Genomic DNA, 16,375 nt, shown 5'->3' on the forward strand with positions numbered 1-16,375 from the left:
GGCGGGCCCGGCGCATCCCGCGCCGGGCCCGTGCCGGCGGGTCACGTGGCCGCCGGGCTCAGAAGCCGCCGCCGAAGTCCCCGCCGCCGCCTCCGAAGTCCCCGCCGCCGCCGAAGTCGCCGCCGCCGAAGCCTCCACCGAAGTCGCCGGGGTCGAAGTCAGCGCCGGAGACGTCGCCGCCCTCGTAGCCGCCGCCGAAGTCGCCGTACCCGGAGCCGTAGTCGGCCGCGTAGGTGGGGGTGGCCATCATGCTGCCGAGCAGGGTGCCGACCAGCAGGCCGGGCAGGATGCCGCCGCCGAAGTAGCCGCCCGCCCAGGGGCCGTAGGCCGGCCCGGCCTCCCAGTAGGGGCGGCGGCCCCAGTCGGTGTCGACCTCGCGGATCACCGGGTCGCGGCCGTCGGCCAGCCGGGTGGCGTCGGCCGCGCAGACCGGGACCTCGCGCGGGGCCCCGCCGGGCGGCGTCCAGGTCGCGTCAGCGACCGAGGGGCCGTGCCGCGGGTCGAAGAAGCAGGGCGGGCGGCGCTCGGGCAGCGGCCGGCCGGAGCGGCGGGCGGCGAGGACGGCCAGGGAGAACCGGCCGTCCTCCAGGGCCTCGGTGACGGTCCGCACGTCCTCCGGTGCGGTCGCCGCCGCCATGGCCGTCTTGGCCCGGTCGTAGGCGTCGAGGGCGTTCTCGTAGTCGGTGCGCATGGCGTCGTCGGCCTCCGGGGCGGCCGGCTGGAAGTCGAGCCGGTCGAGCTCCTCGCCGAAGGCCGTGATGTCCTCGTCGACGACGACCCTGAGGCGGTCGAGGGCGGCCCGCTGCTCCTCCGCCCGGCGCCTGCGGTTGCGCCGGACGACGGTGTACGCGCCCGCGCTGCCGGCCAGCAGGACCGCTCCCGCGGTGATGAGCGCGGTGGTGGAGACCGCGCCGCCCCCGGAGGACGGGCTCCAGCTCGCGGGAGCGGAGCCGCCCATGTTGGCCAGCGCGCGGTCGGTGAACTCGTTCAGCTGGTCGCGGGCGCCGGTCACGTCACGGACGCTCGTGACGAGGTTGCGCACGGCGGCGTTCGGCAGCACCGAGGAGTCGGCACGGGCGTCGAAGCGGTCGCCGAGGCGGATCGCGTACAGGCCGGTCACGCCGGTGGCGGTGCGCAGGTCGGTGAAGAGGCCCGCGGTCGGGTAGCCGGCCGGCAGGACGGCGACGAACACCGGCTTGCCGGCGTCCTCGATCTTCTTCTGCAGCGCGTGGGCGTCGGCCGGGGAGAGCTGGCCGGAGGCCTCCGGGTCCACGTACACCGGGCTCTCGCGGAGCGCCTCGGCGATCGTCGACACGCTGGTGGCGGCGGGGGCGGCGGACGTGCGCGGGGCGCCCGCCGCCAGGAGGGTCAGGGCGGCGAGCGCCAGCGCGACCAGCAGTCCGGCGAAGCCTCGGGTCGAACGTGCGACCTTCATACTTCGACGCTACCCGAACCGCGCGCAAAGGGGGCCTTTGCACTGTGAGCGTGCGGTCAGGGCGCGTGGTCTGGCGCCGTGCATCGCAAGGCGCCGGAGTCCTCCGGTAGCGGCGCTACCGGAGGACTCCGGCAACGCGGCGAGGTGCGGTGCCAGGCCGCGCGACCCGGACGGGCACAGTGCAAGGACCCCTCAGGACATACGACCGAGGTCCCCGTCGGTGGAGGGCTCCGCCGGCTCGACGCCCGCCCGCAGCAGGCCGTACGTGTACGCGTCTTCCAGCGCCTGCCAGGACGCGGCGATGACGTTCTCGGCGACGCCCACCGTGGACCACTCCCCCGCCCCGTCCGACGTCGAGATCAGGACGCGCGTCGTGGACTGGGTGCCGTGGACCCCTTCCAGGATGCGCACCTTGTAGTCGACCAGTTCGAGCTTGGCGAGCTGGGGGTAGATCTTCTCCAGTCCCACCCGCAGCGAGCGGTCGAGCGCGTTGACGGGGCCGTTGCCCTCCGCGGTGGCGACGATGCGCTCGCCCTTGGCCCACAGCTTGACCGTGGCCTCGTTGGCGTGACTGCCGTCGGGACGGTCCTCGACGATGGCGCGCCAGGACTCGACGGCGAAATACTTCAGCGGCCGGCCCTCGATCTCGGCGCGCAGCAGGAGTTCGAAGGATGCGTCGGCCGCCTCGTAGGTGTAGCCCTCGAGTTCGCGTTCCTTGACCCGCTCGACCACCCGGCCGACGAGTTCCCGGTCGTCGCCGAGGTCGACGCCGAGTTCCTTGCCCTTGAGTTCGATCGAGGCGCGGCCCGCCATGTCGGAGACCAGCATTCGCATGGTGTTGCCGACCAGTTCGGGGGCGATGTGCTGGTACAGGTCCGGGTCGACCTTGATCGCGGAGGCGTGCAGGCCCGCCTTGTGGGCGAACGCGGAGACGCCCACGTACGGCTGATGCGTGGAGGGCGTGAGGTTGACGACCTCGGCGATCGCGTGCGAGATGCGGGTCGTCTCGCGCAGCTTGCCCTCGGGCAGGACCTTCTTGCCGTACTTCAGCTCCAGGGCGGCGACGACGGGGAAGAGGTTGGCGTTGCCGACCCGCTCGCCGTACCCGTTCGCCGTGCACTGGACGTGGGTCGCGCCCGCGTCCACCGCGGCGAGCGTGTTGGCCACCGCGCAGCCGGTGTCGTCCTGGGCGTGGATGCCGAGGCGGGCGCCGGTGTCGGCGAGGACGGTGGAGACGACCGCCTGGATCTGCGCGGGGAGCATGCCGCCGTTGGTGTCGCACAGGATGACGACGTCTGCGCCGGCGTCGGAGGCCGTCCGTACGACCGCCTTGGCGTAGGTGGCGTTGGCGCGGTAGCCGTCGAAGAAGTGCTCGCAGTCGACAAAGACGCGGCGGCCCTGCTCGCGGAGGAAGGAGACGGTGTCGCGGACCATCTCCAGGTTCTCCTCGAGCGTGGTGCGCAGCGCGAGTTCCACATGGCGGTCGTGCGACTTGGCGACCAGGGTGATGACCTCCGCGCCCGAGTTCAGGAGCGCCCTGACCTGCGGGTCCTCGGACGCCTTGCCGCCGGCGCGGCGGGTCGCGCCGAAGGCGACGAGCCGGGCGTGCCGGAAGTCGATCTCCTGCCGGGCGCGGGCGAAGAACTCGGTGTCACGGGGGTTGGCGCCGGGCCAGCCGCCCTCGATGAAGCCGACGCCGAAGTCGTCCAGGTGCCGTGCGATCGCGAGCTTGTCGGCGACGGTGAGGTTGATGCCCTCGCGCTGGGCGCCGTCGCGCAGGGTGGTGTCGAAGACGTGGAACGAGTCGTCGAGCTCGCTGGTTGCCGTCTCGGTCATGGTCTCAAGGCTCCTGTTGTGGATCTTCGGTCTTACCGGAATGACCGGCTCCACCGTCCCCCCAGAGGGTCCCTCGCACCTCGCTCCCGGCTGAAGGTGGGCCGGGAAAACGAAAGACCTCTCGCGGGTGCGAGAGGTCTGCGCGCGGGTCGAGGACGACGATGGCCACCCGTACCTGGTCGTACGTGGCGGTCACTGCGGACCGGCGCGCCTGCTGCCAATAATCGTGGCGAACGAGAGCACGGGGGAAGTCTGGCACAAGCCTCCCCCGCGCTCACCGACCGTCTCAGGATGCGGTCGCCCGACGGACGGTAATCGGACGGCGTCGCCCGGGGCGCCGCCTGGGGCGCTCCCGGGCGGGCGGCTCAGCCCAGTTCGTGCATCCAGCCGTGCTTGTCCTCGGCCGTTCCCCGCTGGATGTCGAGCAGCGCCCTGCGCAGCTTCATGGTGACCTCACCGGGGCGCCCGTCGGACTGCTTCCACTCGGCCCCGGTGCGCTTGACGGTGCCCACGGGGGTGATGACCGCGGCGGTGCCGCAGGCGAAGACCTCGGTCAGCTCGCCGCTCTCGGCGTCCCGCTGCCACTGGTCGACGGAGACGCGGCCCTCCTCGGCCCGGTAACCGAGGTCGCGGGCGACGGACAGCAGGCTGTCGCGGGTGACGCCTTCGAGGATGGAACCGGTCAGGGACGGCGTGACGATCCGGTCGCCGTAGACGAAGTAGAGGTTCATCCCGCCGAGCTCCTCCACCCAGGTGCGCTCGACCGCGTCGAGGTAGCAGACCTGGGCGCAGCCGTGGGCCGCGGCCTCGGCCTGGGCGAGGAGGGAGGCGGCGTAGTTGCCGCCCGTCTTGGCGTCGCCCATGCCGCCGGGGACGGCGCGGACGTAGTCCTCGGAGACCCAGATGGACACGGGCTCGACGCCGCCCGGGAAGTAGGCGCCGGCCGGGGAGGCGATGACGATGAAGAGGTACTCGTTGGCGGGCTTGACGCCCAGGCCGACCTCGGTGGCGATCATGAAGGGGCGCAGGTAGAGGGAGTCCTCGCCGCCGTGCGCGGGCACCCAGTCCTTGTCCTGGGCGACCAGCGCGTCGCACGCCGCGACGAAGGTCTCGACCGGCAGCTCGGGCATGGCGAGGCGGCGGGCGGAGCGCTGGAAGCGCTTGGCGTTCTGGTCGGGGCGGAAGGTGGCGACCGAGCCGTCGGGGCGGCGGTAGGCCTTGAGACCCTCGAAGATCTCCTGGGCGTAGTGCAGGACGTTGGTGGCCGGGTCGAGGGGGATCGGCGCGTACGGAACGAGCTGGCCGTCGTGCCAGCCGCGGCCCTCGGTCCACTTGATCGTCACCATGTGGTCGGTGAAGTGGCGGCCGAAGCCGGGGTTGGCCAGAACCGCCTCGCGCTCGGCGGCGGCGAGCGGGTGCGCGGAGGGCTTGAGCTCGATCGTGGGCGTCGTCATGAGTGGGTGTCCTTCACCGGTTGTAGTGACGGGCCGCGCTCACGCCCCGCACGGCCGGTGGCCAGTGCTAGGACGTCCGAGCATTCCCTCATTCCGCGGCTCCGCGTTCGATTGTCTCAAGCGGGGTGCCACGGAGGAAAACGGCGTGAATGCGGCCCGGGATGATGGTGTCACCCGGCGGCGGACATGCGGAAGCCGCCGGGCGCTGAGGCGACCCGGCGGCTGCGTGCAAGCTGCGTGCGGCCCGGGTCAGCCGGCTACGCGTACGGCGAGCGCGTCGCCGATCTCGGAGGTGGAGCGGGCGGGCTTGCCGGTGCGCTCGGCGAGGTCGGCCGAGACGGCGTCCTCGATGCGGCCGGCCTCGGCGTCGTAGCCGAGGTGGCGCAGGAGGAGCGCGACGGACAGGACCGTGGCGGTGGGGTCGGCCTTGCCCTGGCCGGCGATGTCCGGGGCGGAGCCGTGGACCGGCTCGAACATGGACGGGAACTCGCCGGACGGGTTGATGTTCCCGGAGGCGGCCACGCCGATGCCGCCGGAGACGGCCGCGGCGAGGTCGGTGATGATGTCGCCGAAGAGGTTGTCGGTGACGATGACGTCGAAGCGCTCGGGCTGGGTGACCAGGTAGATGGTCGCCGCGTCGACGTGCATGTACTCGGTGGTGACCTCGGGGAACTCCGCCGCGACCTTGTTGAAGACATTCGTCCACAGGTGGCCGGCGAAGGTCAGCACGTTGTTCTTGTGGATCAGCGCGAGCTTCTTGCGCGGGCGGGCCTGGGCGCGGGCGAAGGCGTCGCGGACCACGCGCTCGACGCCGAAGGCCGTGTTGACGGACACCTCGGTGGCGACCTCGTGCTCGGTGCCCTTGCGGATCGTGCCGCCATTGCCCGTGTAGGGGCCCTCGGTGCCCTCGCGGACGACGACGAAGTCGATCCGCGGCTCGCCGGCGAGCGGGGTGGCGACGCCCGGGAGCAGCTTCGACGGACGCAGGTTGACGTGGTGGTCGAAGGCGAAGCGGAGCTTGAGCAGGAAGCCGCGCTCCAGCACGCCGGAGGGGACGCTCGGGTCGCCGATCGCGCCGAGCAGGATCACGTCGTGCCGCTTGAGGGCGTCGAGGTCGGCGTCGGTGAGCGTCTCACCGGTGGCGTGGTAGCGCTGGGCGCCGAAGTCGTACTCCTTGGTCTCCAGCTTCACATCCTGCGGGAGGACGGCGGAGAGGACCTTGAGGCCTTCGGCCACGACTTCCTGGCCGATGCCGTCACCGGGGATCACTGCGAGATCGATGCTGCGAGACATGCGGGCACCCTACTCCTCGTCCCATGGGATGACACAGATCGTCCGGCATACGGACAGCCGATGCGGGGTGAACCGGCCGCGGATTCCCTCGTTCGCCGGACGGCCGTCGGGGCCTGCGGGGAGGGTGGGGGCATGGAGACACCGGACGTCGGCATTCCGCCCCGGCTCGCGGAGCGGATGAGCATGGCCGAGCAGTACGAGTACCTGTGGAGCGCGCACCGTCGGGCGAGGCCGTCGCGCCGCCGGGCGCTGGCGGGCGCCGGGGCGCTGGCGGGCTCGGTCGCGGGCGGGCTGCTCACCGGATGCTCCCCGGCCGCGCCCGCGCCGCGGCCCACGGCCGGAGAGGTCGCCGGCCGCGACGCCGTCCCCTTCGGCCGCCATCTCTCCTTCGGCACCGACCCGCGTACCCGGATGCGGGTCTCCTGGCAGGTGCCCGCCCCGGTGCGCCGTCCGTTCGTCCGCCTCGGCGCCCCCCGACGCGCTGGGCGCGAAGGCCGAGGCCGAGGTGCGCTCCCTGTACACGCCCGGGGTCCGGGGTGTGCGCCCGGCCGTGGAGCAGTACTACGTGCACGCGGCCCTGGACGATCTGCTGCCGGGCACGACGTACTACTACGGCGTCGGCCACGACGGTTTCGACCCGGCCGCCCTGGAGCACCGCGCCTCGATCGCGTCGTTCCGCACGGCGCCGGCCCGTCCGGAGCGGTTCGTCTTCACCGCCTTCGGCGACCAGGGCGTCGGCCGGGGCCCGGTCGCTGTCAACCGGCTGCTGGCCCGGGAGCGGCCCGCGTTCCATCTGCACGCCGGCGACATCTGCTACGCGGACGGCGCCGGGCAGGGCGCGCGGTCGGACCGCTACGACCCCTTGGCGTGGGACGCGTTCTGGCGGCAGAGCGAGCCGGTGGCGCGCTCGACGCCGTGGCTGGCGACCACCGGCAACCACGACATGGAGGCCTGGTACTCCCCCGACGGCTACGGCGGCCTCCTCGCCCGTTTCTCCCTCCCCGACAGCGGCTTCGCCCCGCGCACGACGCCGGGCGCGTACTCCTTCGTCTACGGCAACGTGGGCGTGGTGGCGCTGGACGCGAACGACGTGTCGTACGAGATCCCCGCGAACCTGGGGCGGACGGGGGGCCGGCAGACGGCCTGGCTGCGGCGGACGCTGGGCGCGCTGCGGGCGGCCGACGAGGTGGACTTCGTCGTCGTCTTCTTCCACCACTGTGTCCACTCCACCTCGACGCACGCCTCCGACGGCGGGGTGCGCGACGCGTGGCTGCCGTTGTTCGAGGAGCACCAGGTGGACCTGGTGATCAACGGTCACAACCATGTGTACGAGCGGACGGACGCCGTGAGGGACGGCGGGGTGGGCCGGCCGGTGCCGGTCGGCGGCTCGGCCGATCCCGCGCGGGACGGGACCGTGTACGTGACGGCGGGCGGCGGCGGCCGGGCGCTGTACGGGTTCCAGGCGGGCGTGGCGGAGAGCTATGAGGGGCACGTCACCCGCCACCGGGAGATCGACAGCTTCCGGTGGACCCGGTCCGGGGAGCGGGCGGCGGAGACGGTGGAGTGGTCGCGGGTGCGCTACCGCGGCTTCTCGTTCCTAACGGTGGAGGCGGTCGCGGGTCCGTCACCGCGGCTGACGGTGTCGGCGCGCGCGGCGGACGGCGCGCGGATCGACCGGTTCGAGGTGCGGCGCGGAGCCCGAGGTCCCGTTCGGGCCCCGCGCCGCATCCTCGACGGGCGCGGCTCCCGGGGTGCGGCTCCCGGCGGGCGGCTCCCGGTTCAGGAGGGCCGGGCGGGCTGAGGGGGCGTCAGTGGCCCGTCTCGCCGCCGTTGTCGCGGCGGTCGAGGGCGCGCTGGAGGGCGGCGGCGGCGTTCTTGCGGTCGGACTCGCTCGTGCGGGAGACGCGGCGGACTCGGCGGCGGACGGTCGTCTCGGCCATGGGGAATCGACTCCTTCTCACAGGACAGGGAGCACGGCAGGGGGTACGAGACGCCGGATGGGCGGGGAGCGCCGGCCGCAGGGGTTGCCTGCACGGGGCCTGGCTCACGACCGCCATTCGCTGGATCGAGCGAGACGTTCGGCTCCTACAAAGCTAAGCGAGGAGCGCGCGCCTGTCTCCACAATTACTCGGACTTCCTACTATCTGAGACGGCGAAGGGCCGGCCCGGGGGTGGGTGCCCCCGGACCGGCCCGTTCGACGGGGCGTCAGCCCATGTGCGGGTAGGTGTAGTCGGTCGGCGCGACCAGCGTCTCCTTGATGGCGCGGGTCAGGGTCCAGCGCGTCAGGTTCTGCGGGGCGCCGGCCTTGTCGTTGGTGCCGGAGGCGCGGCCGCCGCCGAAGGGCTGCTGGCCGACGACGGCGCCGGTGGACTTGTCGTTGATGTAGAAGTTGCCGGCCGCGTAGCGCAGCTTCTCCATCGTGTACGCGGCCGCGGCGCGGTCGCCGGAGATGACCGAGCCGGTCAGGGCGTAGTCGGAGGCCGACTCCATCTGGGTCAGCATCTCGTCGTAGCGGTCGTCCTCGTACACGTGCACGGCGAGGATCGGGCCGAAGTACTCGGTGGTGAACACCTCGTTGTCCGGGTCGGTGCACTCGATGACGGTCGGGCGGATGAACCAGCCGACCGAGTCGTCGTAGCTGCCGCCGGCGACGATCGTGCAGGACGGGTCGTCCTGGGCGCGGTCGATGGCGGCCTTGTTCTTGGCGAAGGCGCGCTCGTCGATGACGGCGCCGATGAAGTGCGAGAGGTCGGTGACGTCGCCCATGGCGATGCGGTCGACCTCGGCGGCGAACTCCTCACGGAAGCCGTCGTTCCAGATGGACGCGGGGATGTAGGCGCGGGAGGTGGCCGAGCACTTCTGGCCCTGGTACTCGAAGGCGCCGCGGGTCAGCGCGGTCTTGAGGACGGCGCGGTCGGCGCTCGGGTGGGCGACGACGAAGTCCTTGCCGCCGGTCTCGCCGACCAGCCGCGGGTAGGAGCGGTACTTCTCGATGTTGGCGCCGACCGTCTTCCACAGGTACTGGAAGGTCTTGGTCGAGCCGGTGAAGTGGATGCCGGCGAGGTCGCGGTGGTTGAGGGCGACCTCGGAGACCTCGATGCCGTCGCCGGTGACGAGGTTGATGACGCCCTTGGGCAGGCCCGCCTCCTCCAGCAGCCGCATCAGCAGCACGGCGGCGTGGGTCTGCGTCGGGGACGGCTTCCACACGACGACGTTGCCCATCAGCGCCGGGGCGGTGGGCAGGTTGCCCGCGATGGCCGTGAAGTTGAACGGCGTGATCGCGTAGACGAAGCCCTCCAGCGGGCGGTGGTCCAGCCGGTTCCACACACCCGGGGAGTTGGCCGGGGGCTGCTCGGCCAGGATCTGGCGGGCGTAGTGGACGTTGAAGCGCCAGAAGTCGACGAGTTCGCAGGGGGTGTCGATCTCGGCCTGCTGGGCGGTCTTGGACTGGCCGAGCATGGTGGAGGCGGCCAGGGTCTCGCGCCAGGGGCCGGCCAGCAGTTCGGCGGCACGCAGGATGATCGCGGCGCGGTCGTCGAAGGACATCGCGCGCCAGGCGGGCGCGGCGGCGAGGGCCGCGTCGACGGCGTCCTGCGCGTCCTGCCTGGTCGCGTTGCGGTAGGTGCCGAGGACGGCCTTGTGGTTGTGCGGCTGCACCACCTGGAAGGCGTCGCCGCCGCCCATCCGCTTCTCGCCGCCGATGGTGCACGGCAGGTCGACCGGGTTCTCGGCCAGCTCCTTGAGCTTGACCTCCAGCCGGGCCCGCTCGGGCGAGCCGGGGGCGTAGCCGTGCACCGGCTCGTTGACGGGGGTGGGGACCTGGGTCACAGCGTCCATGGGTTCCTCTACTCCTTACTGAGCGGTGTTACGAGCGGGGTGGTGCGGGCTCAGCCCTTGGTGACCATGCTCCGTGCGAAGAAGCGCAGGTTCGCCGGCTTCTCCGCGAGACGGCGCATGCTGTGCCTTCCCGGGGGACGACCCCCGGACCCCCGGCAGAGGCTGCGGCACAGCCTCGTCGGGTCAGCCATGGCTGATCATGCTCCGCGCGAAGAAGCGCAGGTTCGCCGGCTTCTCAGCGAGGCGGCGCATGAAGTAGCCGTACCAGTCGGTGCCGTAGGCGGTGTAGACGCGCATGCGGTGGCCCTCGGCGGCGAGCCGGAGGTGTTCCTCGCCGCGGATGCCGTACAGCATCTGGAACTCGTACTCGTCGAGCTTGCGGCCGGCGCGCCGGGCCAGTTCCTGGGCGATGGAGATCAGGCGCGGGTCGTGCGACCCGATCATCGGGTACCCCTCGCCCTCCATCAGCGTCCGCAGCACGCGGACGTACGCCTTGTCGATCTCGTGCTTGTCCTGGTGGGCGACCTCTGCGGGCTCCTTGTACGCGCCCTTCACCAGGCGGACGCGGCTGCCGCTGCCGGCCAGGCGGCGGGCGTCGGCCTCGGTGCGGAAGAGGTAGGCCTGGATGACGCAGCCGGTCCGCGGGAAGTCCTTCCGCAGCTCCTCGTGGATGGCGAACATCGAGTCGAGGGTGGTGTGGTCCTCGGCGTCGAGGGTGACGGTGGTGCCGATGGCGGCGGCGGCCTCGACGACCGGGCGGACGTTGGCGAGCGCCAGCTCGTGGCCGCCGGGGAGCGCCTGGCCGAACATCGACAGCTTCACGGACATCTCGACGCGCTCGCCGAGCTCCAGCCCGGCCAGCCGGCCGATCAGCTCCAGGTAGGCGTCCCGGGCCGCGGCGGCCTGCTCGGGGGTGGTGATGTCCTCGCCGACGACGTCCATCGTCAGCTCCAGGCCGCGGGCGGTGAGCTCCCCGACGATGGGGAGCACGTCGTCGACGGTCTCGCCCGGGATGAAGCGGTCGACGACCTGCTTGGTCACCGGGGCCGCCGAGATCAGGCGACGCATCCGGTCGCTGCGCGACGCGGCGAGAATCACGGGACCCAGCACGGGGCACCTCCACATACCAACCCACACGAGGCCGTTCCCGACGATCCGGGACGGCACGGAGAACCACCGTGAAACCTAAGGATCCCTCCGATCGTCTGCCATCGACAGCTGTCACGCATCCGTGCCGCAGATCTCAGACAGATGTATGAAGGGTCGCGCGCGATGCGGGAGAATGGCGTGGTGAGCGGGGACTTCCGGGACTTCAGAGGCGACTACCAGGAGCTGGTCGACGAGCTGTCGGAGCTGCTGGGCGCGCCGGCGACGCTGGAGAACCGCGACTTCGAGCTGATCGCCTTCGGCGCGTACGACAGCGACGACGAGCTCGACGCCGCCGCCCTGGACCCGGTGCGCACCCGCTCGATCCTGACCCGGCGCTCCACGGCCGCGGTCCGGGCGTGGTTCGAGGGCTTCGGCATCACCCGGGCCTCCGGCCCGGTCCGTATCCCGCCGACCCCGGAGGCCGGCGTCCACCGGGGCCGTGTGTGTCTCCCGGTGCGGCATCGGGGCGTCGTCCTCGGTTACGTCTGGCTGCTGGAGGGCGACCCCGGCCCCTCCGACGAGCAGCTGGCAGCCGCGATGCGGGTGACCGCCCGGATCGGCGCGCTGCTCGCCGACGAGGCCCGGCACGGTGCGGGCCTCACCCGGGAGCTGCGGGCGGTGCTGACCGCCGGGCGGGGCTGGCAGCGGGACATGGCGGTGGCCGAGCTGCGCACCGCGCTGGGCTCGCGCGCGGACGCGCCCCACACGGTGGTGTGCGTGGCCCCCTGGCCGTCCGCCGACCCCGCCGAGGCCCCCTCCCTGCGCACGCTCGCCGGCGCGGAGGCCCTGTGCACCGTCCCCTGGGGCGCGGCGGAACAGTGCCTCGCGGTGCTGGTGCGCCTCCGCTCGGCGTCCGCGTCGACGCCGGCGACCGTGGTGGCGGGGCGGCTGCTGGAGCGGGTGACGGGCGGGGACGCGGGGACGGACGCGGCGAAGGGCGCCGGGGGGCGTGCGGCCGCCGGGGTGGCCGAGGGGCGGGCGGGTCTCGCGGAGTTGGGCACGGCGTGGCGGGAGGCCTCGGCGTCGGCGCGGGCGGTGCTCGCCGAGCCACGGCTGGGGCCGGTCGCCCAGTGGGCGGACATCGGGCCGTACCGGCTGCTGACCGCGCTGCCCCCGGAGGCCGTCCACGACCGGGCCGTCCACGCCTTGCTGGCCCCCGCGCACCGCGAGCTGGCCCACACCGCCGAGACGTATCTGGACTGCGCGGGGCAGGCCGGCCGCACGGCGGCGGAGCTGGGCGTCCACCGCCAGACGCTGTACTACCGGCTGTCCCGGGTCGAGCAGCTGACCGGCCTCGACCTCGACGACGGCGAGGACCGCCTGCTGCTGCACATGGCGCTCAAGGCGCGCCGGCTGTGAGGCCGCGCCTCAGGAGGCGGTGGCGTTCTCGGCGGGCCGCATCCCCGCGATCACCTGGCGCATCCCCTCGGTGAGCCGGTCGGCCTCGGGGGCGGTCGCCGGGTCGAAGTTCCACTGGGCGATGAGGCCCGTCATCAGGGTGACGCAGAAGGCGCCGAGGGTGTCCGCGGTCTCGTCGGAGACGTCCTCCTCGCGTCCGCCCATGATCAGGGGCACGAGACCGCGTCCCGCCTCCCGCTGGGCCCGCGCCAGATGGTCGCGCACCTCGGGCATCCGGTCGCCCATGACCAGGGCCTCCATGCCCAGCCGCCAGATCGAGCCTGGCTCCCGCATGGTGCCGATGATGTTCGACCAGAGCGCCTGGAAGCGCTCCAGCGAGCCCGGCTCGCCGGGAAGGCTTCCCTCGCCGCCGCCCGCGAAGGCCGGGCCCATGTCCTCCACCAGCGCCACGTAGGCCTGCGCGAGCAGCGCGTCCTTCGAGCCGTAGTGGTAGCCGATCGAGGCCAAATTGGTCCCCGACTCCTTGACGATGTCGCGCGCCGTCGTCCGCGCGAAGCCCTTCTGCACCAGGCAGCGCTTGGCGCCGTCGAGCAGATCCTCACGGTGTCCCATGCGGACCAGCCTACCGCCCGATCCATACATCTGTCCTAGACGAAGTTTTACACGACTGTTTTATACAACCGTTCTAGACACTCGTTTAATGCGGCCGTACAGTCCTTGCCATGACGAACTCGACGCACACCTCTGCGGGCCCCCGTGCGGGGCGCCGCGAATGGACCGCCCTCGGCGTCCTGATGCTTCCGCTGCTCCTGGTCTCGATGGACGTCTCCGTCCTGTACTTCGCCGTCCCGGCCATCAGCGCCGACCTCGAGCCGAGCGGCGCCCAGCAACTGTGGATCTTCGACATCTACGGGTTCGTCCTGGCCGGCCTGCTGATGACGATGGGCTCGCTGGGCGACCGCTTCGGCCGCCGCCGGCTGCTGCTGGTCGGTGCGGCCGCCTTCGGCGCCGCCTCCCTGGTGGCGGCGTACGCCGGAAGCGCCGAGACCCTCATCGCCGCACGCGCGGTCCTCGGCATCGGCGGCGCCACACTGATGCCGTCGACGATGGCCCTGCTGCGCACGATGTTCACCGACCCCGGGCAGCGCGCGAAGGCGATCGGCCTGTGGTCGGGCGTGATGACGGCGGGCGTCGCGCTCGGCTCGGTGATGAGCGGGGTGCTGGTCGAGTACTTCTGGTGGGGCTCGGTCTTCCTGGTCAACCTGCCCGCGATGGGCCTGCTGCTGGCCCTCGGCCCGGTGCTGCTGCCGGAGTCGCGCGACCCCTCCCCCGGCCGCTTCGACCTGCCGAGCGTCCCGCTGTCGATGGCCGCCGTGCTGCCCGTGATCTACGGCCTGAAGGAGATCGCCGTCGAGGGCGTGCACGCCGAGTACGTCGTCTCGCTCGCCGTCGGTCTGCTCTTCGCTGCCCTCTTCGTCCACCGCCAGCGCACAGCGGAATCACCGATGATCTCCCCCGCGTTGTTCCGCGGCCACGGTTTCGCTCCCGCGGTCGTCCTCAACCTGGTCGCCTCGTTCGGCATGATGGGATCGGCGTACTTCACCACGCAGTACCTGCAGTCGGTCCTCGACAAGAGTGCCCTGGAGGCGGCCCTGTGGGCGCTGCTGCCCTCGGTGCCGATCGGCATGACGGCCCCGCTGGCCACCGCCCTGGTCCAGAAGGGGGTGAACCGGGCCTACGTCGTCACGGCGGGCTTCGTGATCGCCGCGGCCGGCTACGCCCTGCTGCTTCCCGCCGGCACCGCCTCGTTGTGGCTCGTGCTGGTCGCCTGCGGGGTCCTCGCCTCCGGGATGGTCGTGGTCGTCTCCCAGATGACCGACCTGGCGCTGGGGGCCGCCCCGGCCGAGCGCGCCGGCTCGGCCTCCTCCCTGCTGGAGACGGGCGCCGAGTTCGGCGGCGCCCTCGGGATGGCCGTCCTCGGCTCCATAGGCACGGCCGTCTACCGCCACGGCGTCCCGGCCTCGGCGCCGGACGCGGCCCGGGAGACCCTGGGCGGGGCGCTCGCGATCGCCGATCAGCTTCCGGGGCGCGCGGGAGACGCCCTGGCGACGGCCGCGCGGGAGGCGTTCACCAGCGGGATGCAGGGTGCGGCGGTCGCGGCGGCGGTGCTGCTGGCGGGGTCGGCGGTGGCGGCCGCCATGACGCTGCGGAGCATCCGCGTGAAGTGACGGGGAAACGGACGAGCGCCGGGCGGGCTGACGTCGGTCAGCCCGCCCGGCGCTCGTGCGTGGGTCGCGTCAGACGAGGTTCACGGAACGCGCGGACGTCGCCCCGATCTCCTCCGCCACCTCGGCCAGCACGGCCGCGGTGACCGTGTCGTCCACGGTCAGGACGGCCAGCGCCTCGCCGCCGACCGTGGCACGGGCGACCTGCATGCCGGCGATGTTGATGCCCGCCTCGCCGAGGATGCGGCCGACGGTGCCGACGACACCGGGACGGTCCTCGTAGCGCAGGACGACCATGTGGTCGGCGAGCGCGAGGTCCACGTCGAACTCGCCGACGGCGACGATCTTCTGGAGGTGCTTGGGGCCGGCCAGCGTGCCGGAGACCGACACCTCCTCGCCGCTGCCGAGCGTGCCGCGCACGGTGACGACGTTGCGGTGGTCGGCCGACTCCGAGCTGGTCGTCAGCCGCACCTCGACGCCGCGCTCCTGGGCGAACAGCGGGGCGTTGACGTACGACACCGTCTCGTCGACGACGTCCTCGAAGACGCCCTTGAGGGCGGACAGCTCCAGCACCTTCACGTCGTGCTGGGTGATCTCGCCGTACACCTCGACGTCGAGGCGGACCGCGACCTCGCCGGCGAGCGCGGTGAAGATACGGCCGAGGCGCTCGGCGAGCGGCAGGCCGGGCTTGACGTCCTCGGCGATGACGCCGCCCTGGACGTTCACCGCGTCCGGCACGAGCTCGCCGGCGAGGGCGAGGCGCACGGACTTGGCGACGGCGATGCCGGCCTTCTCCTGGGCCTCGTCGGTGGAGGCGCCCAGGTGCGGGGTGGCGACGACCTGGTCGAACTCGAACAGCGGCGAGTCGGTGCAGGGCTCCTTGGCGTACACGTCGAGACCGGCGCCGGCGACCCGGCCCTCCTTGAGCGCCGAGTACAGCGCCTCCTCGTCGACGATCCCGCCGCGCGCGGCGTTGACGACGCGCACGCCCGGCTTGACCTTGCGCAGCGCCTCGTCGCCGATGAGACCGACCGTCTCGGGCGTCTTGGGCAGGTGGACGGTGATGAAGTCGGAGACCTCGAGCAGCTCGTCCAGCGTCAGCACCTTGACGCCCATCTGCGCGGCCCGCGCGGGCTGCACGTAGGGGTCGTAGGCGACGACCTTCATGCCGAACGCGGACATCCGCTGGGCGACGAGCGCGCCGATGCGGCCGAGACCGACGACGCCGAGGGTCTTCTCGGCGAGCTCCACGCCCGTGTACTTGCTGCGCTTCCACTCGGCGTTCTTCAGCGCGGCGTTGGCCTGCGGGATGTTGCGGGCGGTGGCGAGGATCAGACCGCAGGCCAGCTCGGCGGCGGTCACGATGTTGGAGGTGGGGGCGTTGACGACCATCACGCCGGCCTTGGTGGCGGCGGAGACGTCGACGTTGTCCAGGCCGACGCCGGCGCGGGCGACGACCTTCAGCTTGCGCGCGGCGGCGATCGCCTCGGCGTCGACCTTGGTCGCCGAGCGGATCAGGATGGCGTCGACGTCGGCGATGGCCGGGAGCAGCTCGGCCCGGTCCGCCCCGTTGCAGTGCCGGATCTCGAAGTCCGGCCCGAGTGCGTCGACGGTGGCGGGCGACAGCTCTTCAGCGATGAGTACGACGGGTTTCGAGCTCACGTGAGTCCTCGCAAGTCTGGGGGCACCTCCCATGCCCTCCAGGCTATGGGGGCGCGTGCGGACGGCCGTCCCGACGGCCGCAGGCGGTGGAGGGTGGCTTGCCGCGGAAGACGCACGACGCTGT

Annotated in this window: 11 protein-coding genes and 1 pseudogene; 3 read left to right on the forward strand and 9 right to left on the reverse strand. The window is 72.4% G+C overall.

What is annotated here, in order from left to right; translation table 11 throughout:
- Positions 1-58: 58 nt before the first annotated feature.
- The 4 genes from EV567_RS23235 to EV567_RS23255 form a co-directional block, all read right to left on the reverse strand.
- On the reverse strand, positions 59-1,435 hold the full coding sequence (locus tag EV567_RS23235; RefSeq protein WP_130443222.1) for a hypothetical protein: 1,377 nt from the start codon (positions 1,433-1,435) through the stop codon (positions 59-61).
- Between the two features lie 192 nt (positions 1,436-1,627).
- On the reverse strand, positions 1,628-3,271 hold the full coding sequence (gene cimA / locus EV567_RS23245) for a citramalate synthase (RefSeq protein WP_130443224.1): 1,644 nt from the start codon (positions 3,269-3,271) through the stop codon (positions 1,628-1,630).
- A gap of 365 nt (positions 3,272-3,636) precedes the next feature.
- The gene (locus EV567_RS23250) at positions 3,637-4,725 is read right to left on the reverse strand and encodes a branched-chain amino acid aminotransferase (protein WP_130443226.1); all 1,089 of its coding nucleotides are present in this window, start codon (positions 4,723-4,725) and stop codon (positions 3,637-3,639) included.
- A 249-nt stretch (positions 4,726-4,974) separates the two neighbouring features.
- Positions 4,975-6,018 carry a 3-isopropylmalate dehydrogenase gene (locus tag EV567_RS23255; protein ID WP_130443228.1) on the reverse strand — a complete coding sequence of 348 codons (1,044 nt, stop codon included), beginning with the start codon at positions 6,016-6,018 and terminating at the stop codon, positions 4,975-4,977.
- A 132-nt stretch (positions 6,019-6,150) separates the two neighbouring features.
- On the opposite strand from EV567_RS23255, the pseudogene EV567_RS23260 reads away from it, so the two are divergent.
- Positions 6,151-7,819: pseudogene (locus EV567_RS23260) on the forward strand (purple acid phosphatase family protein).
- Positions 7,820-7,826: 7 nt separating this feature from the next.
- On the opposite strand, the gene EV567_RS28420 reads toward EV567_RS23260, so the two are convergent.
- The 3 genes from EV567_RS28420 to EV567_RS23275 all read right to left on the reverse strand — a co-directional run bounded on the left by EV567_RS28420 (position 7,827) and on the right by EV567_RS23275 (position 10,966).
- Positions 7,827-7,958, reverse strand: a complete 132-nt coding sequence (locus tag EV567_RS28420) for a hypothetical protein (RefSeq protein ID WP_130443230.1) — start codon at positions 7,956-7,958, stop codon at positions 7,827-7,829.
- A 266-nt stretch (positions 7,959-8,224) separates the two neighbouring features.
- Positions 8,225-9,856: an L-glutamate gamma-semialdehyde dehydrogenase gene (gene pruA, locus EV567_RS23270; protein ID WP_130443232.1), complete on the reverse strand. Its 1,632-nt coding sequence runs from the start codon at positions 9,854-9,856 to the stop codon at positions 8,225-8,227.
- A gap of 183 nt (positions 9,857-10,039) precedes the next feature.
- Positions 10,040-10,966, reverse strand: coding sequence for a proline dehydrogenase family protein (locus EV567_RS23275; RefSeq protein WP_130443234.1), 927 nt, complete (start codon positions 10,964-10,966; stop codon positions 10,040-10,042).
- 162 nt (positions 10,967-11,128) lie between these two features.
- On the opposite strand from EV567_RS23275, the gene EV567_RS23280 reads away from it, so the two are divergent.
- Positions 11,129-12,364, forward strand: a complete 1,236-nt coding sequence (locus EV567_RS23280; RefSeq protein WP_130443236.1) for a CdaR family transcriptional regulator — start codon at positions 11,129-11,131, stop codon at positions 12,362-12,364.
- A gap of 9 nt (positions 12,365-12,373) precedes the next feature.
- On the opposite strand, the gene EV567_RS23285 is transcribed toward EV567_RS23280, so the two are convergent.
- The gene (locus EV567_RS23285; RefSeq protein ID WP_130443238.1) at positions 12,374-12,976 is read right to left on the reverse strand and encodes a TetR/AcrR family transcriptional regulator; all 603 of its coding nucleotides are present in this window, start codon (positions 12,974-12,976) and stop codon (positions 12,374-12,376) included.
- A gap of 110 nt (positions 12,977-13,086) precedes the next feature.
- Here EV567_RS23285 and EV567_RS23290 point away from each other — a divergent pair, with 110 nt between their 5' ends.
- Complete coding sequence (locus EV567_RS23290) at positions 13,087-14,592, forward strand: MFS transporter (protein ID WP_130443240.1); 1,506 nt, start codon at positions 13,087-13,089, stop codon at positions 14,590-14,592.
- A 69-nt stretch (positions 14,593-14,661) separates the two neighbouring features.
- Here the strand turns inward: EV567_RS23290 and serA are convergent, their stop codons facing one another.
- Entirely contained in the window at positions 14,662-16,251 is a 1,590-nt protein-coding gene (gene serA, locus EV567_RS23295) for a phosphoglycerate dehydrogenase (protein WP_130443242.1), read from the reverse strand.
- Positions 16,252-16,375 lie beyond the last annotated feature (124 nt).

The organism is Streptomyces sp. BK239 (assembly GCF_004217285.1).
In the GTDB taxonomy this organism is placed as follows: domain Bacteria; phylum Actinomycetota; class Actinomycetes; order Streptomycetales; family Streptomycetaceae; genus Streptomyces.

Coding starts and splice junctions, on each gene's coding strand:
- EV567_RS23235 (WP_130443222.1), bottom strand. CDS start 1,435: ATGAAGGTCGCACGTTCGACCCGAGGCTTCGCCGGACTGCTGGTCGCG.
- cimA (WP_130443224.1), bottom strand. CDS start 3,271: ATGACCGAGACGGCAACCAGCGAGCTCGACGACTCGTTCCACGTCTTC.
- EV567_RS23250 (WP_130443226.1), bottom strand. CDS start 4,725: ATGACGACGCCCACGATCGAGCTCAAGCCCTCCGCGCACCCGCTCGCC.
- EV567_RS23255 (WP_130443228.1), bottom strand. CDS start 6,018: ATGTCTCGCAGCATCGATCTCGCAGTGATCCCCGGTGACGGCATCGGC.
- EV567_RS28420 (WP_130443230.1), bottom strand. CDS start 7,958: ATGGCCGAGACGACCGTCCGCCGCCGAGTCCGCCGCGTCTCCCGCACG.
- pruA (WP_130443232.1), bottom strand. CDS start 9,856: ATGGACGCTGTGACCCAGGTCCCCACCCCCGTCAACGAGCCGGTGCAC.
- EV567_RS23280 (WP_130443236.1), top strand. CDS start 11,129: ATGCGGGAGAATGGCGTGGTGAGCGGGGACTTCCGGGACTTCAGAGGC.
- EV567_RS23285 (WP_130443238.1), bottom strand. CDS start 12,976: ATGGGACACCGTGAGGATCTGCTCGACGGCGCCAAGCGCTGCCTGGTG.
- EV567_RS23290 (WP_130443240.1), top strand. CDS start 13,087: ATGACGAACTCGACGCACACCTCTGCGGGCCCCCGTGCGGGGCGCCGC.